Source organism: Neobacillus sp. BP17 (assembly GCF_059579525.1).
In genome coordinates this window covers 2007931-2031197 of sequence record NZ_CM184198.1, presented here as the reverse complement: position 1 = coordinate 2031197, position 23267 = coordinate 2007931, and the positions used below count along the sequence as shown (strand labels likewise).

20 protein-coding genes are annotated in these 23267 nt (G+C 37.2%); 3 read left to right on the top strand and 17 right to left on the bottom strand.

Annotated elements, in window-relative coordinates:
* Positions 1–102 precede the first annotated feature (102 nt).
* The 12 genes from AC4QJR_RS09785 to AC4QJR_RS09730 all read right to left on the bottom strand — a co-directional run bounded on the left by AC4QJR_RS09785 (position 103) and on the right by AC4QJR_RS09730 (position 11659).
* A complete protein-coding gene (locus AC4QJR_RS09785; RefSeq protein ID WP_496526013.1) occupies positions 103–261 on the bottom strand; it encodes a transposase in 159 nt (52 codons plus the stop codon).
* A 293-nt stretch (positions 262–554) separates the two neighbouring features.
* Positions 555–1256, bottom strand: a complete 702-nt coding sequence (locus tag AC4QJR_RS09780) for an RraA family protein (protein WP_496526012.1) — start codon at positions 1254–1256, stop codon at positions 555–557.
* A 220-nt stretch (positions 1257–1476) separates the two neighbouring features.
* Positions 1477–2370, bottom strand: coding sequence for a DUF1932 domain-containing protein (locus AC4QJR_RS09775; RefSeq protein WP_496526011.1), 894 nt, complete (start codon positions 2368–2370; stop codon positions 1477–1479).
* Positions 2371–2916: 546 nt separating this feature from the next.
* Positions 2917–3765, bottom strand: coding sequence for a MurR/RpiR family transcriptional regulator (locus AC4QJR_RS09770; protein WP_335540976.1), 849 nt, complete (start codon positions 3763–3765; stop codon positions 2917–2919).
* 316 nt (positions 3766–4081) lie between these two features.
* Positions 4082–4708: a fumarylacetoacetate hydrolase family protein gene (locus AC4QJR_RS09765; RefSeq protein ID WP_496526010.1), complete on the bottom strand. Its 627-nt coding sequence runs from the start codon at positions 4706–4708 to the stop codon at positions 4082–4084.
* A gap of 133 nt (positions 4709–4841) precedes the next feature.
* Positions 4842–5900 carry an Ldh family oxidoreductase gene (locus tag AC4QJR_RS09760; protein WP_496526009.1) on the bottom strand — a complete coding sequence of 353 codons (1059 nt, stop codon included), beginning with the start codon at positions 5898–5900 and terminating at the stop codon, positions 4842–4844.
* Positions 5901–6045: 145 nt separating this feature from the next.
* Positions 6046–6288, bottom strand: a complete 243-nt coding sequence (locus AC4QJR_RS09755; RefSeq protein ID WP_496526008.1) for an HPr family phosphocarrier protein — start codon at positions 6286–6288, stop codon at positions 6046–6048.
* A 184-nt stretch (positions 6289–6472) separates the two neighbouring features.
* Positions 6473–7981, bottom strand: a complete 1509-nt coding sequence (locus AC4QJR_RS09750) for a tripartite tricarboxylate transporter permease (protein WP_496526007.1) — start codon at positions 7979–7981, stop codon at positions 6473–6475.
* Between the two features lie 14 nt (positions 7982–7995).
* The gene (locus AC4QJR_RS09745; RefSeq protein WP_496526006.1) at positions 7996–8445 is read right to left on the bottom strand and encodes a tripartite tricarboxylate transporter TctB family protein; all 450 of its coding nucleotides are present in this window, start codon (positions 8443–8445) and stop codon (positions 7996–7998) included.
* An 81-nt stretch (positions 8446–8526) separates the two neighbouring features.
* Entirely contained in the window at positions 8527–9534 is a 1008-nt protein-coding gene (locus AC4QJR_RS09740) for a tripartite tricarboxylate transporter substrate binding protein (protein ID WP_496526005.1), read from the bottom strand.
* Between the two features lie 1075 nt (positions 9535–10609).
* Entirely contained in the window at positions 10610–10783 is a 174-nt protein-coding gene (locus tag AC4QJR_RS09735; protein WP_496526004.1) for a hypothetical protein, read from the bottom strand.
* Between the two features lie 126 nt (positions 10784–10909).
* Positions 10910–11659 (bottom strand): DeoR/GlpR family DNA-binding transcription regulator, encoded by a 750-nt coding sequence (locus AC4QJR_RS09730; protein WP_026566694.1) that lies wholly within the window; start codon positions 11657–11659, stop codon positions 10910–10912.
* A 213-nt stretch (positions 11660–11872) separates the two neighbouring features.
* Here AC4QJR_RS09730 and tkt point away from each other — a divergent pair, with 213 nt between their 5' ends.
* Both tkt and fsa read left to right on the top strand, forming a co-directional pair.
* A complete protein-coding gene (tkt, locus tag AC4QJR_RS09725; RefSeq protein WP_496526003.1) occupies positions 11873–13885 on the top strand; it encodes a transketolase in 2013 nt (670 codons plus the stop codon).
* Positions 13886–13908: 23 nt separating this feature from the next.
* Complete coding sequence (gene fsa, locus AC4QJR_RS09720; protein ID WP_098575127.1) at positions 13909–14577, top strand: fructose-6-phosphate aldolase; 669 nt, start codon at positions 13909–13911, stop codon at positions 14575–14577.
* A gap of 370 nt (positions 14578–14947) precedes the next feature.
* On the opposite strand, the gene AC4QJR_RS09715 is transcribed toward fsa, so the two are convergent.
* From AC4QJR_RS09715 to AC4QJR_RS09700, 4 genes are all read right to left on the bottom strand, one after another.
* Positions 14948–16342, bottom strand: a complete 1395-nt coding sequence (locus tag AC4QJR_RS09715) for a sugar porter family MFS transporter (RefSeq protein ID WP_496526002.1) — start codon at positions 16340–16342, stop codon at positions 14948–14950.
* Positions 16343–16642: 300 nt separating this feature from the next.
* Entirely contained in the window at positions 16643–18067 is a 1425-nt protein-coding gene (gene araA, locus AC4QJR_RS09710) for an L-arabinose isomerase (RefSeq protein WP_496526001.1), read from the bottom strand.
* Between the two features lie 20 nt (positions 18068–18087).
* The gene (locus tag AC4QJR_RS09705) at positions 18088–18813 is read right to left on the bottom strand and encodes an L-ribulose-5-phosphate 4-epimerase (RefSeq protein WP_496526000.1); all 726 of its coding nucleotides are present in this window, start codon (positions 18811–18813) and stop codon (positions 18088–18090) included.
* A gap of 24 nt (positions 18814–18837) precedes the next feature.
* Positions 18838–20451, bottom strand: a complete 1614-nt coding sequence (locus AC4QJR_RS09700) for a xylulokinase (RefSeq protein WP_496525999.1) — start codon at positions 20449–20451, stop codon at positions 18838–18840.
* A 333-nt stretch (positions 20452–20784) separates the two neighbouring features.
* Between AC4QJR_RS09700 and AC4QJR_RS09695 the strand changes: the two genes are divergently transcribed.
* Positions 20785–21876, top strand: a complete 1092-nt coding sequence (locus AC4QJR_RS09695) for a GntR family transcriptional regulator (protein ID WP_496525998.1) — start codon at positions 20785–20787, stop codon at positions 21874–21876.
* A gap of 182 nt (positions 21877–22058) precedes the next feature.
* Here the strand turns inward: AC4QJR_RS09695 and AC4QJR_RS09690 are convergent, their stop codons facing one another.
* Positions 22059–23261: an aminotransferase-like domain-containing protein gene (locus tag AC4QJR_RS09690; protein ID WP_496525997.1), complete on the bottom strand. Its 1203-nt coding sequence runs from the start codon at positions 23259–23261 to the stop codon at positions 22059–22061.
* Positions 23262–23267: the final 6 nt, after the last annotated feature.

Below are 23267 nucleotides of genomic sequence, written 5' to 3'. Positions count from 1 at the left end.
TATAGAAAACAGAACGATTATGATTGTTACTTATACCTTATTCTAGATACATTATCAATCTAATACAATTCGTATTTTCCTTCCATTTATTTGAACAATTATTTAGCTATAATATTTTCCGTCTCTATATTCTTTAACCCAACGGTTCACCATTTTGGGACAAAGCTCATAGTGACGGGCAATATTTGCTGCATTACCTTTGTTAATAGCTTCTTTACAAACTTGAATTTTAAACTCTTTTATATATTTTATACGAATCATGATTTCAACTCCGTAAATTGAACTACAACGTTTTTTTTAATCATGTTTTATTTATGAAAACAAATGTAAGCCCTGTTTCTTGAACTGATTAACTAGGGTGAAAATGGATAAATCACGGAATTTCTTGTTTCGAATCACATCCTGTATCCAATTTGCCATCTTCACAACAGAAAAGCCTTAGAACTTTATAAAGCTTTTCTGTTATGTTTTTCGATATAGTAGTAATATTTATATTATTTAGTTTTAATAGCGTAAATATTACTACATACCTAAACGCAAAATTCCTTTACTACTTAAGATTTATATATATCATCAATAATCTCACAATTTTTCTTCATTAGTGTTTCGTCTACCCAATCTCGGTTTGCAGATCCGTCTATGGCTGCCTGTAATTTTTTATGATCATTTGCGGATACAATCTGTGCATTTTTTAGAATTTGTACGGCATCATTTTTAGGTATTACAATAACACCGTCAGAATCACCTAGGACAATATCCCCTGGACTAACATGAATACCCCCACAGGCAATCGGAACATTAATTTCTCCCGGACCCTCTTTATAAGGACCACCTGGTGTCGTTCCCGTTGCATAGACTGGTATAGTCATTTTTGAAATCTCGTTAATATCACGAATCGGTCCGTCCAATACTAACCCGGCAATTTTTTTCGTGTGTTCCGCGTAGGAAACCATAATCTCTCCCATGAGAGCTTGTGTCCGGTCACCCTCATTGGAAACAATAATAACATCACCTTCAGAAGCCATATTTAAAGCTTTGTGTAATAAAAGGTTGTCTCCCGGACGCGCTTTTACTGTCAGAGCTATACCAACCATTATTCCATTGTTAGGATTGGACATTAATTTTATTTCTGAACTTAATGCACTTAATCTTCCCATGCAATCTGCAGCATTCGCCGCTGGAATTGTTTTAAAACCTTCTATTATATTTTGATCCGGTAACTCTCTCTTCAAAAATACCCTATTTCCAACACTCATTCTTTTACATTCCTCTCTTTATAAATTTTTAACCAACATTTGGTCTAATTGTTCTACCGCTTCAAGTTCATCGGGACCTTCAGTAGTAATAGTAATCCGTGCTTTAGTATCAAATACATTTCAATTAAAGTTTTCCTTAAATAAATTAAAAGAATCACTCTGCAACTTTTTCTTCATAATGAATTACGTTTTGCTTCATCTTAATCAAACTATTATTATGCTAAGATATCAAGTCTTGCTCCTTACAAGCTGTTATTACATCCAACCAGCTTTCGGGGGTCTTTCCTTGGAACTTTTCTTTTAAATTTATTTCTGCCAACAATTTAAGTTTATCTTTAGCTGCCCTAGTCATCACGGAACTCAAATTTGAGGATTCTAGCATTTCTATCGACCCTTCTAATTCAATCGATCTTCTTAATGCATGAATAGAAGTTCCAGTTACCAAACGATTCATAGTTTCTTCAAATGTTTTTGCATTCATGGTTTCACTTATAGAGTTAATGACTAGTTCTTCCACACTAAACTCACTTGCAGCTTCTAACATTTCAAGCAAAAGAGCAGGTAAGCCTTTCATAAAGATGCTACGAATTAATTTTACGGCAGATGCATCTCCCGGATTTTCACTTACTTTTGTAATATTCATGTCATATGGGGACATAAAATCAATAAAAGCGTCCGTTCCCTCACCACTTGCTAAAATTGGTACTTTATGTTTATAAACTGGCAAAGGACCCATCATCGCTGCATCAACGAAATATGCTCCTTTCTCCTTGATATTATCATTAATATTTCGCTTAACATTTGGGCTTGAAGCAGATACATCGATATACACAAGATTGTTTTTAATATATGGTTTTAATGTCTCACTAACCTCGTATGCTTTATTTGCAGGCACAGCGACAATCAGGATATTGATTTCTTCCAAATTGAATAAACATTCTAACGAATTTTCCAGTTTAACTTGTGCTTGTTCTGCACGTTCACGGACAAGTTTTCCGTACACGGGGTGATTCAAGAGCGAATCATATGCAGCTATTTTTTCTAAACCATGTACTTTTAGTCCAGCCGCCATTTCGAAAGCTGCTTCTCCAAACCCTACAAACCCTAATTTCATTCTGATATATCCTCCCTCTTTTACTACAGAAGCTTCTGATTTTGGTTTTCATTACTTTGATTCAAGTTCCTCATTTTAGGCCTTTCTTTTTGTATACTATTAGCAAAATAGCAAATGGACATTTTACCTAATGCAGAGGAAAATCCTACATGGTTATAAACTTTTTCTAAAGTTTAATGTAGTAAAAATAACAACCAATAAATAAAATGTAATATTTATTACACCTTAATGTTATCATCGTTTTGTTTATATGTAAACCTTTTCACTATATAAATTTTGAAAATAAGTAAAATTCACATTAATCATTACCGTATTTGGTACACTTTGCTGAATTTAATATATATATAAAAGGCCATACGTGAACTAAACACGTATGGCCTTTTTGTTTCAGAATGACTTTCAGTTATTTATGGAATCCCATAAAGAAATAAAAAATCCTAAACTTACTCCTGATAGTCAATATGTAATTAATTTGTATAAAGTACTATATTAATAAATCCGCAATCTCTTGAACATCTTCAATAGATTTACGTTATCCTTTCTTCCTTAATCCAAATAGTGATATCCCAAATCGGTAATGATTGGTTCAATTGACTTAAAGCGTTCTTTTGTTTTATCTGAGTAATTAATTGCAATGGCACTAATAAGATAATCAGCGATAAACATTGGTCCAATGATGGAATTGTGAAAAGCAATGCTTTGGTAACTGCAAGGAAGTAATAAATCGGTATAACCCACTAGAGGAGATGAGTATCCGTCTGTAATAGAAATAATCTTCGCATTATTTTGTTTTGCAACTCTCGCCATATTAATCATTTTGCTTGAATATCTTGGAAAACTGATAATTATCACTAAATCTGATGGTGAAAAATTAGTTACTTTTTCTGGCCACTCATCCTCATTTGCCAAATGACTGTTACCAAACAATCGATTGAATCCATGATTTAAAAATTGAGCTACTGGCTTACTTGTTCTGGAACCCAAGCAATAAATCTGATTGGCAGAACATATCATATCCATCATCTTATTCAAAGTTTGGCTATCAATGAGATCCATTGTGGAACGAATATTTTCTATTTGTTTTTCTGCACAACGCACTAATAAATCGCTTTCATCAATTTCCTTCAGATTTACTTGCAACCTTGTTTGAGGATCAACCCTATTTCTAAGTAGTTCTTGAAGTTCCTTTTGAAATTCTGCATAACCCGAAAAACCTAATTTAAAAGCCATTCTCATAATCGTAGTTGTACTCGTTCCTACGAGTCCTGCCAATTGATCAACTGTTAAAAAAGCAACATCCATCGCATTCTTGATTATATAATCGGCTACTTTGCGTTGTGATTCGGTTAATTCAGGTGCCTTATTTTGAATTAATTGTATTACATTCGTTTTCATGACTTTTCTCCTATACTGTAATTATAACGGTACATATTCTACATCATACCATAAAGAAATAGTTAAGAAGCAGCGGAGAAAAAATAAGAGGAAATTAGAAAATTACTAAATAGGAAAAAAAAGGGAAAATGGTCATTTTAATGCCCTATTCTCCTTTTTTCTACTGAGAACAAAAAATCAATGTAAAAGTTTTAAATTAATTCAATTTAATTACTATCGTACAAGGATAGTGGGACTGACCCTAGATTCCAGGATTGATAAAGAGATTTTAAGGAACAGTACCCAAGTGTTCATCGGCATGGAGGATTCCTCTGACTCAACCTAATTTAGCTGTAAATTTACCTAGCTCCTCTTGTCCCCATACTAAAGATAAACGATCACCATCTAATACAGCTCCTACACCAGCCGGTGTCCCAGTAAATATAATATCGCCTTTCCCCAATCCAAAATTAAGGGCTACGAAATCAATAATGGTTTTCAAGTCAAATAGCATATCTTTGATATTGCCACGTTGTACCTGTTCGCCATTTTTCATAAGAGAAAAATCAATTTTTTTGCATTCTTCAACTCCTGGAAATTCGATGAACTTCGTCAACACGCCTGAGTTAGGAAAACCCTTAGAAAGCAACCAAGGGTAACCCTTCTGTTTCAGTTCGCTTTGAACGTCGCGAAGAGTAAAGTCAATGCCTAGAGCTATGCGATCAACAAGCTCCTCAACCTTCATTCCCTTTTCATATTCTTTGCTGATATGAATTACTAGCTCCACCTCGTAATGTAAAGCCCCCCGATCGCCTGGCAGCTTCACTTCCCTTCCATCCGCCAATATAAGAGAATGAGTTGGCTTGACAAAAAGAAACGGAGATGTTGGCACTTCATTGTTTAATTCCTGTGCATGCAGTATATAGTTTCTACCTACACAGTAGATGTTCTGAATGGCGTTCATTTTTATCTACCTCTTTCCTAGATTGATTTCACCATTCAACCATCCACTAAATATGAACTTCCTGTCAAGTAACTATTCGCTCAGTCCAGTGAATTTTCAAATTATTTCTATGTGTTTCCCCTCCGCATACTCTTTATTTAAAAGGAAATGGAAGTCCATATCGTCTTCCGACTGCTTCCAGTTCGTTCAAAATATGAATTGATAAGGGGATTCCAATTGTTTGCCTCTCCATGGTCCGTTCTAATTCGATCTCTCCAGGCAAATAGATTTTCTCAAATCCTTCAGCCAAGGGAATATGGCGGATCTCTCTAATCATTTGATCCATACGGTTCTTAAATTCTTTTAACTCTTCAAATAAATCCGCTTTCATGACAAAGAAAAATTGGCCAACATTTTGGTTTCGATCTAAATCTTTGTATAAACTCGCAATATACGGGCCAAATGCTGCTCCCGTTAAAAGACCGGATAATACCTCCATTAAAAAGGCAAGTCCATACCCTTTGGGTCCTCCAACGGGAAGTACCAAACCATCAGCCGCCTCATTAGGATTAGTTGTCGGGTGACCATCTTTTGTAATCGCCCATCCTAATGGGATTTGCTGATTGTTTTTACGAGCAAGTGTAATTCTCCCTCGCGCTACCACACTGGTAGCCATATCAAAAACTATATCCTGCTCTTCCCCTGCAGGTACTCCATAGGAAAAGGGATTCGTACCAAAATATCCCACTTTCCCTCCCCAAGGTGCCATGCTAGATGGGGCATTGGTGGTGGCTAGAGCAATACAATCATGTTTTGCTGCATACATGGTATAGTCCGCCAGCATTCCGCAATGCGACGAATTTTTAATCCCGACAACCGCGATTCCAGCTTCCTTTGCCTTTTTAACCGCAATTTCCATTCCTCTCGTTGCCAAAATAATGCCTAAACCATTTCTTCCGTCTACTAACATGCTCGCTGTAGATTCTTTAACTACTTTTCCTTCTGTCGTCTTTGCCGTTACGCCTAAATCCAGTCGTTTGGTGTAAATATCCACTCTACTTACCCCATGCGAGTCAATTCCACGAAGATTCGCTAGTACAAGATGCTTTGCAACTATCGAAGAATGTTCCTCGTTCAAGCCTGCAACTTGAAAGACATTGGACACAAACCGTTCCAACTCTTCTTTATTTACTCTTGTAACAGATTCAAACAAAGTTACTCATCCTTTCATATTTCCTAGCAACAAGGAAATCGAGTTCAATTTACTGCAAACCCTCACACTATTTTAAAGCCTGGAGTCAGTTCCCAGGCTTTTAACACTTAAACTAATAGAAGGTCATCGAGATGAACATCCAACTTTAAATAAGTTCTACCTTTAATCCGTGCTTTTGAAAAACATTAACCATTTGTATTTTGGCTTCCTCTTCATCTGGACCATGAATTTCAAGATGATAATCATTAGAAGTAATAAGGGTAACACTCAAACCAATAATACTCTTTACGTCCAGACTTCGGTTATTAACACGGAGAACAATACTCGATTGGAAATTATTAGCTGTTTGATTGATTTCGACAATAGCGGTTGTTGTAATAATACTCATTTTTATGCCTCCATACTTTAATGAAGATCTAACATCAGCTTTTGATAATAAGGTACTTGCACATCGGTCATCACGTCATGGTCTGCAGTAAGCAGGTCGACGTAATTCAAAATATAAGCCTCTCAAAATGACCCATGGAATGATGAAAAAGTCTTCTTAAGCAATCTCCTTCTACCACAAGGGTTTACATCTCTACATCTTCAGTAACTAATCTTCGATTTTTCATAGAAGCAACGATGCTAAAAACAATAGATATAATCGCAATGGTTAGAATCGTGCCAGAGATTGGACGCGTGAAGAATCCAAAGAAACTTCCTTCAAAAATGGTTAAGGACTGCAATAAGGTTTTTTCTAAGAGAACACCTAATACATAGGTTAAAATGATCGGGGCCAAAGGAAATTCAGCTTTTTTCAGGAAATAGCCAATGATACCGAATACTAACATCGCACCTACATCAAACAAACTATTATTCAAGCTGTACGTTCCTACGATGGTAATCATCAAAATGATGGGGAAAAGTAGACGATATGGAACCAAGGTCAGCCGTGCCCAGAAATTGGCCATCGGTAAGTTCATAATCAACAAGATTGCATTCCCAACGAACATACTTGCAATAATTCCCCACACCATTTCTGGATTCTTTTGGAACAACATTGGCCCCGGTGTCAGACCATGCATGATAAAGGCGCCTAATAAGACGGCAATGGCAGGGGAGCTTGGGATTCCCAGTGTAAATAGAGGCACTAATGCACCACCACAGTAGGAATTGTTAGCTGTTTCCGGTCCAGCAACACCTTCTATCGCCCCTTTACCAAAACGGGAAGGATCCTTTGCCAGCTTTTTCTCCATGGAATAGCTCAATATGGTCGGAATAACGGAATTGGTACCCGGAATTAATCCGACGAAAAAACCTAAAAGACTTCCTCTCCCAATAGACTTCATCATCGGTTTCCACTCCTCACGATGGGGAAGGAGACCTTGAACCTTCGGAGGCGCTTCAGCATTTGAACTCATGCTTGCCTCTGCATTCAAAAATAATTCAGATAAACCAAAAAGCCCCATAGCAATCGATATAAAATCGAAACCATTCATGAGATGGGTCTCACCAAAAGCAAACCGGATAATTCCTGAACTTGGATCCTGTCCGACAAAAGCCAAAGATAATCCAAACAGCGCTCCAAGAATCCCTTTCAGTAACGATTTCCCCATTAATCCGAGAAGTAACGCCAGACCTAAAGACACCATCGCGAAAAATTCTGGCGGACCAAATTTGAGTGCCTGTTTGGCCAAAATCGGCCCCACCAATACTAGACCAATGATCGAAATGATACCTCCAATAAAAGAACCAATACCGGCGCTTCCTAAAGCCACTCCCGCTCGACCTTGTTTTGCTAACGGATACCCATCCAAACAGGTGATCAGGGATGCTGCTTCCCCCGGCGTATTAATAAGTACCGAAGTAATCGTTCCGCCATACATCGAACCATAGTAAATTCCAGATAACATAATTATGGCGGAAACCGGTTCAAGTGCGAACGTCAACGGCAGGAGCAATGCGGTTCCGGCAGTGGGGCCAAGTCCTGGCAATACCCCAATTAACATCCCGAAGGTGACCCCGACCAGGCAATAAAGTAAATTCGTCCAAGTTAGCGCCGTTTCAAATCCTCCAAGTAAAAAACCTACTGATTCCATATCAACCTGTCCTCCTACCAACCAAATTCATTTACAGGCAGTGGAACCTGCAATAATACATCAAATAATCCAAATACAACCAAAGAAACGGTTACCGATAACCCAATAGCCCAAGGCCATTTGTATCCTCGCTTAAACAGCAGCAATAGTGTGATCGAACTGCCAATGAGAAAACCCGTAAAGGGAACAATGATCATGAACAGGATGAGCGAGCCCATACAAGTTAATACATTGATGAGCCCTTCTCCTTTTGGCATCACTTTAGAAAAGAGAATGATTTCCTTTTTGATCGAAAACCAAAGATAGAATAAGGATAATAATATTATCAAACCGCCAGTCCAAAGTGGTAACAAGCCTGGTCCTGGACCGTATTCGCTATAATATCCCATCGTAAATGATTGTGAAAAAACAACGACACCAAGGAGTAGGAAGAATAAGCTAAGGTAGATTCCTAAATTTTTCAATCGAAAACAAATCCTTTCCCTAAAAACTATACTAGGCAGACGTTTTGCTCAAGATCAACGCTAGCCTAGTATTCTGTTAAATTACCAACCCAACAATTTCTTCATTTCTATTACATTGGTTTCTTCCTTCTTTAACATTTCTTTAAAGTCTGGACCTTCGGTGGTATCAATATTTAGCCCCATATCACTCATTTTCTTGGCGTGCTCTGCATTTTTCTCAGCTTTTTCAAATGCATCTTGAAGCTTAGCTACGATTTTAGGATCCATTCCTTTAGGGCCAGCGATACCTCGAATTGAATAGTTTTCAATATTGACACCAACAGCTTCTTTCACGGTAGGGACGTCTGGAAATTGAGGAACGCGCTCCGGCATCATTACAGCCAACACCTTCAATTGTTTATCTGCTGCGGGTTCTTTGACTTCCCCAACCTTGGCAATTAATACATCTACATGGCCGCCAAGCACACCGGTAATCGCTTCAGATGTTCCGCCGAAGTGAACGGATCTAAATTTGGTTCCCAATTCTTTGTTCATCTGCAGTGCAGCAATGTGATTTCCGGAAGCAACACCATTACTGCTTGCCGACATTTCGTGTTTCTTTGCATACTCCACTAAGCCTTTGATATCCGTAAAACGCTTTTCATCCGTACGTACAGCAATCACACCTGCATCCTTTACGTGATTAATAATGAAGTCAAAGCTATCCAAATTCTCTTTTCTTTGCGCCGTCGGATTGACATAGCCAGTAATCAGGCCAGGTGTATTTACATACCCAATTGTGTAACCATCCGGAGCAGAACTAAGCAATTGCGAATATCCAACCCAACCGCCTCCTCCGGCTTTATTTTCAACGACTACAGGAACACCTAATTCTTTTTCTAAATAAGGCGTTAACTGACGAGCACCCAAATCGGTTCCTCCACCTGCAGGAAAAGAGACGATTAACTTGATTGGCTTAGTTGGATAATCCGATTTCTCAGTTTTGGCTTGCTCACCCGCTTTCGGAGTTTCCGATGTCTTAGCAGCGCACCCCAACAAGGTTCCAACAGATAACGCTAGCACTAATGCAGATGTAAGAATTTTTTTCATATATATCCCCCTCATATAAATGGATGTTTTTAAGCCTGTTTACTTGCGTCAATCACTTCGAGACAGTGCTTTGGTTTATTGACTGCACACTTGTCTTTCAAATAAAACTTGCTAATTTTTGCAGTTTTGCTTTGACAATTCTCACCCTATCCTTTTATAGCGCTTTCATTTTATCTGATTATGCATTCTTCCAATCATTTTTAAGAAACATTAACCCACAATCATTGTTTCAAAAAAAAATCTTCTAATCGGAGGAAATTCCCCCAAAGGAAACTAGCATTTTCAACTCCCATAACCCATCCCTTTTGTCATGATAAGTTTACTTCAGATAACATCCTCTCTAAGACTTCTTCTAAATTCTTACCGTATTCTTTTTTTCACTGTTAGTGGAATAAATTATCCCCTAAACTCAATGTGTTAAAGAAAACGTTTCCAATAAATTCAGTCTTGAAGAAATAGAAATATGCTTACTTCATATGACCTCCTTTTGTTATTAGAGATAGTAATATTGTAAAAAGAAATTTTATGTAGTAAATATTACTAACAAATCATTTTTTGTAATTTTTTTTACAACATTACTTAACTGTATGGTATCACGCTTATAATTAAGAGTAAATAGATTTAACAAAAAAAATAAAATTTTCAGATAATACCTGCAGATCCATTCTTAAATCCAAAGAAATGATCACGGAAATAAACAATATATTTACCCACCATCCAAATGGTTTAGTCAATGGAATTACAATGCACACTTATATACATGTATTACCAAATTCGCATAAAAAAAAGCCGCTCTTAAATTTGAGCAGCTCGTCAAATAACTTAGCTAAATGCCAAAAATATCGATGTGACCAAAGAATAAATTTTTCTACTTGTTCGCGAACAAACAATTACCTAATCTAGATTCTATAAAAACTCTTGTTTTCTTCGGTTTCATCACAATTTCTTTAATAGATTAAAACTTTTACTAAAAAAAACACCAACCAGGACTTTCCATATGATAAGAATGGCATATGAAGTATGATGAGATCGTAAAATGTTTCAAACAACTTTTATCATAAAAAACAGCACCTTATTATTTTATTCGTTTAATTCTGTTTTCCTTTTTGGCTTTCATGAGTTTTTGCTTTTTGACCATTTTCCTTCTTTCTAACTCTTTGGAACAATCTTCACTCCATGCAATTAATTCTTCATCAGACATTGTTGGTATTCTTTCAATTATTTCGTTTAATTTTTCCCATTTAATCATGTTCAAAAACCCCTTCAAAAGTTTATCTTGATAATCTTTGTTGGGTGTAACTTCTTTTATACTATTTTTTTCTTTTCTTTTTTCCCCTTGTCTATTTCACTGAAAGCTAAAGCGACCCTACTATTTTCAAATAATTTCAATATCGAATTCCATGTACTTGTTTAAATTATGACTTGATGGACCATCTTCCGTAATTAAGTAATCAAGTTCTGAAACGGGACCAACCAAGTAATTGGAAATTGTATTAAGTTTACTTCTTGTAACCAGGGTTGCGATCTTATTTGAACTTTTAATCATCTGACGTTTAGCATAAGACTCTTCTATATGAGGGATGCTGATACCAAAGTCAGGGTGCAAGGAATACACTCCTAAAAAACAGAGATCGGCTCTAATATTTTTAAGCACTTCAATTACATCTAATCCTACAGTTACATAAGATTCCTTAAAAAAGGTTCCACCCAAAAGGATGATATCTGTATTTGGATGTTTTGATAATGCCAAACTAATAGAGGGACTATTCGTAATAACGGTCCCTTTAAACTCCATTGGAATTTCTTGAGCCAGAAAAAGATTTGTTGTACTTCCATCTATTAAAAGAACTTGTCCATCTTTAATAATCTTCACTGCTTTTAAGGCTAATTCTTTTTTTGCATCTATATTTTCTTCCGTTCTTTCAGAAAATGTTAAAGCGCTCGCAGATGCAGGAAATGCCCCGCCGTGTACTCTCTTGAGAAGGCCTAATGAATCCATTTCCCTTAAATCTCGTCTAATTGTGTCCTCGGATACATCCCATTTCATGCTTAATTCTTTAGCAACGACTTTCCCTTCTTTTTCAAGTATTTGTAAAATCTTGCTTTGTCGTTCTTTTCTTAGCATAACAATGATCAGCCTCCGTGTTTTTGCATGTTTTTTCTTATATTATATTATTTTTTCTTGAATTCACAATTTTTTTTTAAAAACAGGCAAAGTTTTTCTTGTTTTTTCTTGTTTTTAAAGATAGAATATTCACGAATAAGAAAAAACTTGCGTTAAAATGCAAAAGCAAGAAATTATTTGAGGCAAGAAAACAAACTAATTATTTAAAATTATATGAATAAAGAGGAGGAAAAAAAGGTGAATAATAGTATCGAAACACTAGCTGTAAATACGATTCGCACCTTATCCATTGACGCGATCAATAGTGCTAATTCCGGTCATCCAGGCCTGCCTATGGGGGCTGCTCCAATGGCCTATGCACTATGGGCGAATCATCTAAATCATAATTCTGCAAATGCAAAATGGTTTAATCGAGATCGTTTTATTCTTTCTGCCGGACACGGCTCTAGCTTGTTGTATAGTTTGCTTCATTTAGCTGGGTACAATGTATCTTTAGAAGATTTAAAAAGTTTTAGAAAGCTTAATAGCAAAACACCTGGTCATCCCGAATTTGGTCACACAGATGGTGTTGAAGCAACAACTGGGCCTTTAGGGCAAGGTATTGCAAATGCAGTAGGAATGGCGATGGCTGAAGCGCATTTAGCTGCAAAATTCAATCAAGATGGATATCCTGTCATTGACCATTATACATATGCTTTAGTGGGCGATGGAGATTTAATGGAAGGCGTCTCTTATGAGGCCATGTCAATGGCTGGCCATATGAAACTAGGAAAATTAATTGCATTATATGACTCCAATGATATTTCTTTGGACGGTGAATTAAACCTTTCCTTTTCAGAAGACATTCAAAAGAGAACAGAATCGGCTCATTGGCAATATTTACGAGTAGAAGATGGCAATGATGTAGCAGAAATCTCAAAAGCTATTACATTAGCTAAACAAAATTTAAACCAACCAACCTTGATCGAAATTAGAACTACGATTGGTTTTGGAAGTCCCAAAGTGGCAGGATCAAACAAGGCACATGGAAATCCACTTGGAGCAGAAGAAGCTCGTGCAACAAAAGAAGTATATGGCTGGCACTATGAAGAGGATTTCTTTGTACCAGAAGAGGTTAAAGCCCATTTTGAAGAGCTAAAACAAAGAGGAATGGGTCAAGAAGAACAATGGAATGCATTATTCCAGTCTTATCAAGAGACATATCCTGAATTAGCAAAAGAACTGCAACAAGCCATCACGGGAGATGTTTTAATTAATACAGAGGACATCCTGACATTTGATACAGGTAAAACAATCTCTACTCGTGTAGCCAGCGGAGAAGCTATTAACCATTTTGTCAAATCAGTTCCTTCTATTTTTGGAGGTAGTGCAGATCTTTCTCATTCCACAATGACAGATATTAAGGAAAACGCAGCATTCGCGGTAGAATCATTTAGCGGACGGAATATTTATTTTGGTGTCCGGGAACACGCAATGGGAGCGGCTGGCAATGGTTTAGCTCTTCATGGCGGGGTAAAGCCATTTGTAAGCACATTCTTTGTTTTCAATGATTATCTCAGACCATCCATTCGTCTGGCAGCCTTGCAAAAGCTTCCTGTCACTTATGTATTTACTCATGATTCAATTGCGGTTGGTGAGGATGGTCCAACGCATGAGCCAGTTGAGCAGCTAGCTTCTCTTCGTGCCATCCCAGGGCTAACCGTCATTCGTCCATCTGATGCGAACGAAACTGCAAATGCTTGGGCATATGCACTAAAACAAACAGACGGACCTGTTGCAATGGTCCTAAGTCGTCAAAACCTCCCTGTGCTCCAAGAAACACAAGCGGGTTTAGACAACCTTTCAAAGGGAGCTTACGTATTAACACAAACAAATGACCAACCAGAGGTTATCATGATCGCAACTGGTTCGGAAGTGTCATTAGCCATTAACGCGAAAGCTGAACTTGAAAAAGAAAATGTATCAGTTCGCGTTGTCGCTATGCCAAGCTGGGAACTATTCGATCGTCAACCGAAAGAGTATAAAGAGCTTGTCCTCCCTGCTTCTATCAAAAAGCGTGTGGCACTCGAAATGGGTATCTCTCTTGGCTGGGAACGCTATGTAGGATTAGAGGGGAAAGTATTATCTATTGAAACTTTCGGTGCTTCAGGAACAGGCGCTGCAGTCATGGAGCTATTTGGATTTACGACTGAGAATGTTGTTCAAACTGCAAAAAGTCTACTATAATCTTAAAATGGAGGAAATATACAATGAAATTATTTATTGATACAGCTAATCTTGTTGATATTAAAAAGGCATATAAAATTGGTGTTTTATCAGGTGTTACCACTAATCCTTCCCTAGTTGCGAAGGAAGGCGTAAAATTCGAAGACCGCATTGAAGAAATCTGTCAAGCAGTTCCAAAAGTAGAGTCTGTTTCCGCTGAAGTAACTCCAGATGCCGTTACAGCTGACGAAATGATTGCTCAAGCTGAGGAGCTTATTAAAATTAACGGCGGAGATGAGAAAATTACAATCAAGCTTCCTATGACTTTAGATGGTTTAGAGGCTTGCCGTTATCTTGCTGATAAAGGCGTTAAAACAAATGTTACGCTTATCTTTACAGTAAACCAAGCACTATTAGCGGCTCGTGCAGGTGCAACTTATGTATCTCCATTTTTAGGACGCTTAGATGATATTTCCGAAGACGGCGTACAATTAGTATCAAAAGTAGCTGAACTTTTCAACATTCATAATTTCGACACACAAATTATTGCCGCATCTGTTCGTCACCCAGATCATGTTACTCGTGTAGCAATGGCAGGTGCACATATTGCAACGATTCCGTTTTCAGTCATTGAGCAAATTTCAAAACATCCACTTACTAATCAAGGGATGGAAAAATTTGCTGCAGATTGGGAAAATACTCTTAAAAACTAAGTTATAGAAAAAACGACAGGTCAATTGCCTGTCGTTTTTTTAATTCCTAATTTGTTATATAAGATTTTCAATTGCCCCTCTTTTATATTGCAGCCCCATAATATAACATAAATTTTCAGCCATTTTGATATAGATAATCCACTGATTGGCGATCCCCTAAAAGCGAGGACAGAGGCGTAGTTGGACAGATGCGAATAAGAAAGGCCGAAACAAAGGTTCCGGCCTTTCTAAATGAGTGCGGTGAACGTTTCCCAGTTTAGAACGCTTTCATTTCAAACAAGTATGCAGAAACGAAATAAACTTGCATTGAACATCAGCTGCATTTTCGAATAACTTCCTTTGAATTCCATTCTAAACATCATAGGTCAATTTAAGCGCTTTTTTCATTAACTTGTCTAGTTTCTCCAAATTTTTCAATTTCCTCTAAACTACGACCGCGTGTTTCTGGAACACGTGTCCGGATAAATAAAACCCCAAGGAAACAAATTATACCGAAGATTGCGAAAACAACTTCTTGAGCCATTGAAGCCGTCATGATTGGGAATAGTAATCCAACCATGAAAGAACCAATCCAGTTAAATGATGAAGCTAATCCTGACGCACGTCCGCGAATTGCAAGCGGGAAAATTTCTCCAACGATAACCCAAGTTAAAGGAGCCCACGTGAATGAATATAATGCTACATAAATACTTAAGAAAACAACCATCATCATCGGATCAGCATTAGGAATGAGTACATTCAATATTGCAGGTAAAATAAAAGATAGTCCCATAATCGTTCCGCCAACGGTTAATAAAGTACGGCGATTAAATTTGTCAGCAATCATTAGGAATACTAATGAACCTAATACGAGTATAACTCCTTGAATAATTGGCCACATTAACGCTGAACTAGCTGCATGCCCTGTTGCGTTTTCTACAATCATAGGAATGTAATAAAAAATTGCGTTTGCCCCTTGGAATTGTTGAAAAGCAGCAACACCCACACCGGCAATTAATAAATAACGGTATTTATTACTTAAGAGCGTACCCCATGATGCTTTTTGAGATGCCTTAGCTTCCAATTTAGCAGTTTCTTGAATTTGTTTAATTTCAGAATCAATTTCTTGTTTGTTAGAGCGAAGATGGCCCAACACTTTACGAGCTTCATCAAGTTTATTGTTCTTTATTAGAAAACGAGGTGATTCAGGTAACTTTAACATTCCAATATATAAGATGATAGCAGGTACGGCAGCCAAACCAAGCATCAACCGCCATGCCATTGTTTCTGGTAAATCCTTCAATAAATAATCGACAATATACGAAAGCAACATTCCAGAAACAATCATAGTCTGATTAATTCCTGACAGACGTCCACGTAAACGCGCAGGCGCCATTTCCGACATATAGGCTGGGACCAACGCAGAAGCTGCACCAACGGCCAATCCCAATAAAATCCGAGCAACAATCAAAAATAGTATTCCATCATATGGGGAGATTCCTGACAGGACAGATCCAACAGCAAAAATGATTGCAGATAGTAAAATCATTTTACGCCTACCTAAACGGTCAGACAGTTGTCCGGCCAGAGCACCACCAAAAATAGCACCCAACATCACCGAAGAGGTAATCCAGCCAATTGCGCCAGCGTCGTCTTGCAGGCTCCAGTCATGTTGTAGAAAAGGCAAAGCACCCGTCATAACTCCAATATCATAACCGAAGAGAATACCAGCAAAAGCCCCAAAAAAATAAATGAAGCCACTAGAGATTTTCTTTTCTTTCACCATTATCGTTCCCTCCTCAAGGGGTTAATTATATTGTTTATAAAACACAACTACTTATTAATCTTAATAATTGATTAATTTGGATTAATTCTGTGTCGTTAAAAAAATTTGAGAGTTTCCCCATAAATCAAATAGTATTATACCGCGAATATAAATATTTTCAACTTTCACTAAAATCTACGATCACGCTTACAAATCAAAAGACTATGAATATTTTGAAAAAAATCCCTTTAACTTCTGAAATCTTTTATTTATTACCTCCAAGGAAGCAGAACCTCCTTGGAAGTTAGATGCATTACTTAATTACTTAATCACTACATATTCAAGATCAACCAGTTTTGCATAGGTGATAATTTGGTCTGTTGTTAAATTCAATGAAACAACTGTGTGATGACCGCCACCATTCTCAATCCATGCCTTCACTCCATCTTGGAAGTTTGGCTTCACTTCCCAAAGTACACGGGCCACGGGGAGGTTTGGTGCTGGAACAGCTGGCTCGAATGCGGAAACTTCGTTAATCAACAGTTTGTAATTCCTACCAAAGTCAGCCATTGAAATCACCACTCCATCTCCTGCTTTTCCGTCGAATACTAAGCGTGCTGGGTCTTCACGATCACCTATGCCTAATGGAGATACGATAATTTTTGGTTTATTGCTTGCTAAAGATGGATCTACTTCAAGCATATGTGATTGAAGGATGGATTCTTGACCAGCAGCTAATTCATATGTGTAATCTTCCATAAAGCCAGTTGATTGGTTATGGCTCATCACTTTCAATAAGCGATCGAGTGCTGCTGTCTTCCAATCCCCTTCTCCTGCAAAGCCATATCCTTGTGCCATCAAACGTTGGACTGCAAGACCAGGGAGCTGTTTCATTCCATATAAATCTTCGAAGTTTGTTGTGAAGGCCGTGTAACCGCCATCATCAAGGAAACACTTAATTGCGATTTCATAGCTTGCTTGTACTTTTACGCTACTCTCCCAATCTTCCTGACTGTAAGTACCATAATCAAATTCATAAAGCTCTGCATACTCTGCCAATAAATCATTAATTTCTTCGTCCGTAACAGCATTCACATATTGAACAAGGTCTCCAATACCAAAGTAATCAACGGTCCATCCAAATTGAATTTGTGCTTCAACCTTATCCCCTTCGGTAACAGCAACATTACGCATGTTGTCACCAAATCGAGCGACCTTGATATTGAAGCTTTCGTTATAAGCAACCACTACGTCCATCCAGTCTGCAATTTGCCGTTGCACGTCAGGACGCTCCCAATAACCTACAACTACTTTATTTTGTTTTTTCAAACGGGCATTGATAAATCCATATTCACGGTCACCATGAGCGGCTTGATTTAGGTTCATAAAGTCCATATCAATTGTTGCCCATGGAATACTTTCATTAAATTGTGTTGCTAAATGAAGTAATGGTTTTTGTAATAATTTTGTACCGCGAATCCACATTTTTGCAGGTGAGAAAGTATGCATCCAAGTGATAACACCGGCTACTTCGTCACGATAGTTTACTTCCTTCATGATGCTTGTGATTTTATCTGCACTTACCGCTAAATCTTGCAATACAAGTGGGTATGGTAAAACATCGCTTTCATTTAATGCATCAGTCATCGCTTGTGCGTGCGCTCTGACTTCAGCTAACGCTTCTTCTCCATAAAGGTTTTGTGAACCAACCACAAACCAAAATTCTTTTTTTCCTGTTGTTAACATAATCATCCTCTTTTCTTCAATTAATGGTTTGATAGTTTAATAGAATTGAAATTATTTTGGCCATAATATGAATCTTTTCCATGTTTTCGAAAATAATGTTTATCTAAAATACGTTGTGGTAATTCTTTTGCAAAATGATTTAATTCTCGTGTAAATAAATTCATTTTTGCAACTTCGTCCAACACCACACTATTCAATACTGCTGATTTTGCATTTTTTCCCCAAGTAAAAGGACCATGACCATGAAGTAAAACACCGGGAACGGCTAATATATCTAAGCCACGCTCTTCAAATGTTTCGATAATTACTTTACCCGTTTCTACTTCGTAACCTCGATCAATCTCCTCTTGTGTCAAATAGCGGGCACATGGTATGGAACCATAGAATGTATCTGCATGAGTGGTCCCCATCGCTGGAACATCAAGGCCTGCTTGAGCCCAGATTGTCGCCCAAGTTGAATGTGTATGTACAATACCACCAATTTCCGGGTAATGCTTATAAAGGATTGCGTGAGTCGCTGTATCGGATGAAGGCCTCAACTCACCTTCAACCACATTGCCATCTAAATCAACAACCACCATATCACTAGCTTTCATAGTTTCATAATCAACACCACTAGGTTTGATAACGAATAGACCAGTTTCTTTGTCAATGGCACTTGCATTTCCCCATGTGTGTTTCACGAGTCCATATTTAGGTAAGTCCCAATTTGCTTGAAATACTTCTTCTTTTAGTTGTTCTAACACGTCAATCCCCCCGTTTTCCACTAATTAAATCAAATAATCTACAGCGGCCTGCTCAACCATTAAACCTCTTTTGTATCGTTCGATAAATGCTTCAAATCCTTCAACATCAAATTGATCTGGATAAATTTCTTGCCCTTCAACTTCTTCAAAGACTTTTTTGTCGAGGAAATCTTCTAAGCTTTCTTCTTGATCTTTGTTCATCATGTATGTAGCAAGAATTGCCATTCCCCACGCACCGCCTTCTCCAGCTGTTGCCATAACGGATACTGGCGTATTCATGGCAGCCGCAACCACTTTTTGTCCAACAAGAGGGGTTTTAAATAAACCACCGTGAGCTAAAATACAATCAATTGTAACTTTTTCTTCTTTTGTCAAAATATCCATCCCGATCTTCAAAGCACCAAAAGCGGTAAAAAGGTGTGTTCGCATGAAGTTCGCTAAATTGAAATGACTATCTGGTGAGCGGACAAATAATGGTCGGCCTTTTTCTAATCCAGTAATATTTTCACCTGAAAAATAACCGTAGCTTAACAATCCCCCTGCATCTGAGTCGGCTTCCAAAGCTTTATTTAACATCACTTCGAATAATTTATTCGTATCAAGCTTTTGTCCCATTGCCTCAGAAAATTCACGGAACAATCCCAGCCAAGCATTGATATCACTTGAGCAGTTATTCGCATGAACCATTCCAACTGGACTACCATTTGGTGTTGTTACCAAATCAATTTCTGGATATACTTTTGAAAGTTCTTTCTCTAATACAATCATGGCAAAAACAGAAGTTCCTACTGAGATGTTTCCAGTACGTTTTCTCACACTATTCGTAGCAACCATTCCTGTTCCAGCATCGCCTTCTGGCGGACAAATTGGAATGCCTGGTTGTAAATTTTTTGATTGATCCAGAATTTTTGCTCCAACTTCGGTTAATTCTCCTGCTTGTTCTCCTGAAATATAGATTTTAGGAAGAATATCTTTTAGCTTCCAAGGATAACCTTTGGTCGAAATCAGTTCATCAAACTGCTTAACCATCGCTTCATTATAATTTTGCGTTGATTCATCAATAGGGAACATGCCCGAAGCATCTCCTATGCCAATTGCTTTATTTCCAGTCAATAACCAGTGAATGTACCCAGCTAAAGTGGTTATATAATCAACGCGAAGCAAATGCTTTTCTTCATTTAAGACAGCTTGATATAAGTGAGCAATACTCCACCGTTCAGGGATATTGAATTGAAATTTATCCGTTAATTCATTTGCTGCAACACTCGTTGTTGAGTTACGCCAAGTTCGAAACGGAACTAGCAGCTCCCCTGTGTTGTCAAAAGCCATATACCCATGCATCATTGCAGAAAATCCAATTGAACCAATTTTTCGAATGGTAATACCATAATTTCGTTCAACTTCTTCCTTCATTTTACTGTAGGCTGTTTGCAATCCAGTGATAATATCCACTAAGTTGTACGTCCAAAATCCATCTTCCAAGAGGTTTTCCCACTCATGACTTCCAGATGCGATTGTTTCAAAACTACTATCAATCAACACGGCTTTAATACGTGTGGATCCGAACTCGATTCCAAGTGAAGTTTTTCCCTCAGTTATCGCCTTTTTTATGTTTACTCGATTCGTTTTCACATTCATCACCTCTCTATTAGCAATTTTAATTTCTATAATCGATTGGATACGCTTTCTTTTCGATTTATAACCTTAGTATATTTTTTGTACGTACATTTGTCAACGAAAATAAAATTAATACAAACAAATATATTATGTCCTTTTATCTGAATGTCTGAAATAAAGGGGTTTCATGAAACATGAAACCTAAATTAAAAGGAATAATAATAATATTATTATTAATTTATAAGAAAATATGGTGAAATCTTTTAAATCATGAAAAAACATGGTAAAATATGTCCATACAAATATTTCGACTAAAAAATTTGACTGCAAACAACTTTGAAAGAAGTGAATTAAATGAAACCAAAATATCAGGTCATCATTGATGATATAAAAAGTAAGATTCTTTCAGGAGATTACAGCGTGGGAGAACAAATTCCTACTGAAACCACCTTGCAAGAAGAGTACAAAGTTAGTCGACACACTGTTCGGAAGGCTATTTTAGAACTATCGAACGAGGGCTTCTTAAGAAGCGAAAAAGGATCTGGCACTTATGTTAGCAACCAATATCAATCAAAATCTGGTGGAAATTCTAATAATAAAACAATCGGGGTAATCACGACCTATATTTCTGATTACATTTTCCCCTCCATTATTCGTGGAATTGAAGGGAGATTGAATGAGGATAATTATTCGCTATTATTAGCTAGTACAAATAATTGTGTCGAACAAGAAAAAAAAGCTTTGGAAATGATGTTGTCATTTGGAGTAGATGGTTTGATTGTTGAACCTACGAAAAGCAATCTATACAATCCCAATATTGCTTACTACCTATCGTTCAAGGAACAGGATGTTCCTTTCATCATGATCAATGCTTATTATGAAGAATTAGATGTTCCTTTCCTTTGTCTCGATGATGTAAAGTCCAGCTATCTTTCAACAAATGAATTGATTTCAAAAGGACACACAAAAATTGGAATCATTGCAAAAACGGATGATTTACAAGGAAAGTATCGAATGAAAGGGTATATAAAAGCGCTAGGAGAAGCCAAATTACGATTTCAACCAGAACACGTGCTATCGTATAATACGGAAACGAAGTTGGACCTATACACTAACTTGAAGGAGTTTCTAAAGGAAAATAGAGATGTGTTGACCGCAATTGTTTGCTATAACGACGAAGTAGGATTGGAAGTAGCAAATGTATGCAGACAACTTGATATTTCTGTTCCAGACAAATTATCAATTATTGGTCAAGACAATTCGTATATAGCAAAAAATGCAAATATCAAACTAACTACTTTGACACACCCTCAAGAACAAATGGGACGCGATGCAGCTGAGTGGGTCATTAAGAAACTACAAGGAAAGAAGGATTTACCGAACGAAACCTATTATCAACCGGTGTTAATTGAAGGTGAAACAGTAAAAGATTTAGAAGTACAATAATTTTTGTTTGAAAAAGGAAAACCCAGTCCATGTTCACAAAAGGAGTGAACATGGACTGGGTTGTTTTAATCCGTTATCAGAAACAGAAGTAATAAAAAATGTGATTTTAGAGGGCTTAGGTATTAGATTCGGACCATCATTTTCTAACAATTAACACAGTTCCCAGTCCAATAAACACTGAATCATAAAAGAATTGTTTCCTTTTCTAGTTTACGATGGAGTACTTCCCCCAAACGCTTCATACCTTCCCTAATTTTCTCTATAGGCATATTCGAATAATTTAAACGTAAAGCATTGTTCTCTGTTCCATTCGGAAAAAATGGTGAGCCAGGAACAAACGCAACATTATTTGCCAAGCATTCAGCGAATAATCCCCTAGAATCAACTGACTTAGGAAGCTCAACCCAAATAAATAATCCACCTTCTGGCTTACTATAGGACAAATTCTTTGGAAAAAATTCCTCAATGCAAGATAACATAACTGTACATCTTTCTTTATAAACCGCTTTGATTTTATTAATGTGCTCTTCGATATTGTAAAGTTCCAAATATTTTGCTGTAATTCTTTGAGCAAAGCTATCAGTATGTAAATCAGCTGTTTGCTTAAAAGCAACATACTTTTCAATAAAAGTTTCATCTGCACAAATCCACCCGAGTCGAAGACCGGGAGTAAAAATCTTAGAAAAGGTGCTGATATAAATTACTCTGCCCTCTGTGTCAAAATATTTTACAGGCGGGAGTGTCTCCCCAGCAAATCTAATCGCTCCATAAGGATTATCCTCTACAATTAGTACATCATATTGATTTGCAAGCTCTATCATTTTCTTTCGTCTTTCTAGCTTTAATGTACGACCTGTAGGGTTTTGGAAATCTGGAATTGTATAGATAAATTTCGTATTAGGATGCTCTTTCAGCTTTTTCTCTAGCTCTTTCATAACCATCCCATCATCATCCATAACTACTTCAACAAATTTGGGTTTGTATGACTTGAATGCATTTATTGCTGCAAGGTAGGTTGGGCTTTCACAAATAATCGTATCTCCCTCATTGATAAATATTCTTCCAGTAAGATCGATTGCTTGCTGGGATCCTGATGTGATCAGAATTTTATCAATAGTAGAGTTGATTTTCATACCTTTCATTCTTTGATTAATAGCTTCTCTTAAAGGAATATATCCTTCAGTCGTACTATATTGAAGAGAAGCCGCACCTTCTTCATTCAATACTGCATTGCATGAATTCTTAAGAGCTTCTACAGGGAACAACTCTGGAGCTGGCAAGCCTCCTGCAAAAGAGATAACCTCTGGTCTTTCGGTTACTTTTAATATTTCACGTGTCTCAGAAGGTTTTACTAAATTAGTTCTATCAGCAAATTTATTTTCCACTTTTCA

Bases quoted from the DNA above. Each gene is read 5' to 3' on its own strand.
- AC4QJR_RS09785 (WP_496526013.1), bottom strand. From the start codon at position 261: ATGATTCGTATAAAATATATAAAAGAGTTTAAAATTCAAGTTTGTAAA.
- AC4QJR_RS09780 (WP_496526012.1), bottom strand. From the start codon at position 1,256: ATGAGTGTTGGAAATAGGGTATTTTTGAAGAGAGAGTTACCGGATCAA.
- AC4QJR_RS09775 (WP_496526011.1), bottom strand. From the start codon at position 2,370: ATGAAATTAGGGTTTGTAGGGTTTGGAGAAGCAGCTTTCGAAATGGCG.
- AC4QJR_RS09770 (WP_335540976.1), bottom strand. From the start codon at position 3,765: ATGAAAACGAATGTAATACAATTAATTCAAAATAAGGCACCTGAATTA.
- AC4QJR_RS09765 (WP_496526010.1), bottom strand. From the start codon at position 4,708: ATGAACGCCATTCAGAACATCTACTGTGTAGGTAGAAACTATATACTG.
- AC4QJR_RS09755 (WP_496526008.1), bottom strand. From the start codon at position 6,288: ATGAGTATTATTACAACAACCGCTATTGTCGAAATCAATCAAACAGCT.
- AC4QJR_RS09750 (WP_496526007.1), bottom strand. From the start codon at position 7,981: ATGGAATCAGTAGGTTTTTTACTTGGAGGATTTGAAACGGCGCTAACT.
- AC4QJR_RS09740 (WP_496526005.1), bottom strand. From the start codon at position 9,534: ATGAAAAAAATTCTTACATCTGCATTAGTGCTAGCGTTATCTGTTGGA.
- AC4QJR_RS09735 (WP_496526004.1), bottom strand. From the start codon at position 10,783: ATGATTAAATGGGAAAAATTAAACGAAATAATTGAAAGAATACCAACA.
- AC4QJR_RS09730 (WP_026566694.1), bottom strand. From the start codon at position 11,659: ATGCTAAGAAAAGAACGACAAAGCAAGATTTTACAAATACTTGAAAAA.
- tkt (WP_496526003.1), top strand. From the start codon at position 11,873: ATGAATAAAGAGGAGGAAAAAAAGGTGAATAATAGTATCGAAACACTA.
- fsa (WP_098575127.1), top strand. From the start codon at position 13,909: ATGAAATTATTTATTGATACAGCTAATCTTGTTGATATTAAAAAGGCA.
- AC4QJR_RS09715 (WP_496526002.1), bottom strand. From the start codon at position 16,342: ATGGTGAAAGAAAAGAAAATCTCTAGTGGCTTCATTTATTTTTTTGGG.
- araA (WP_496526001.1), bottom strand. From the start codon at position 18,067: ATGTTAACAACAGGAAAAAAAGAATTTTGGTTTGTGGTTGGTTCACAA.
- AC4QJR_RS09700 (WP_496525999.1), bottom strand. From the start codon at position 20,451: ATGAATGTGAAAACGAATCGAGTAAACATAAAAAAGGCGATAACTGAG.
- AC4QJR_RS09695 (WP_496525998.1), top strand. From the start codon at position 20,785: ATGAAACCAAAATATCAGGTCATCATTGATGATATAAAAAGTAAGATT.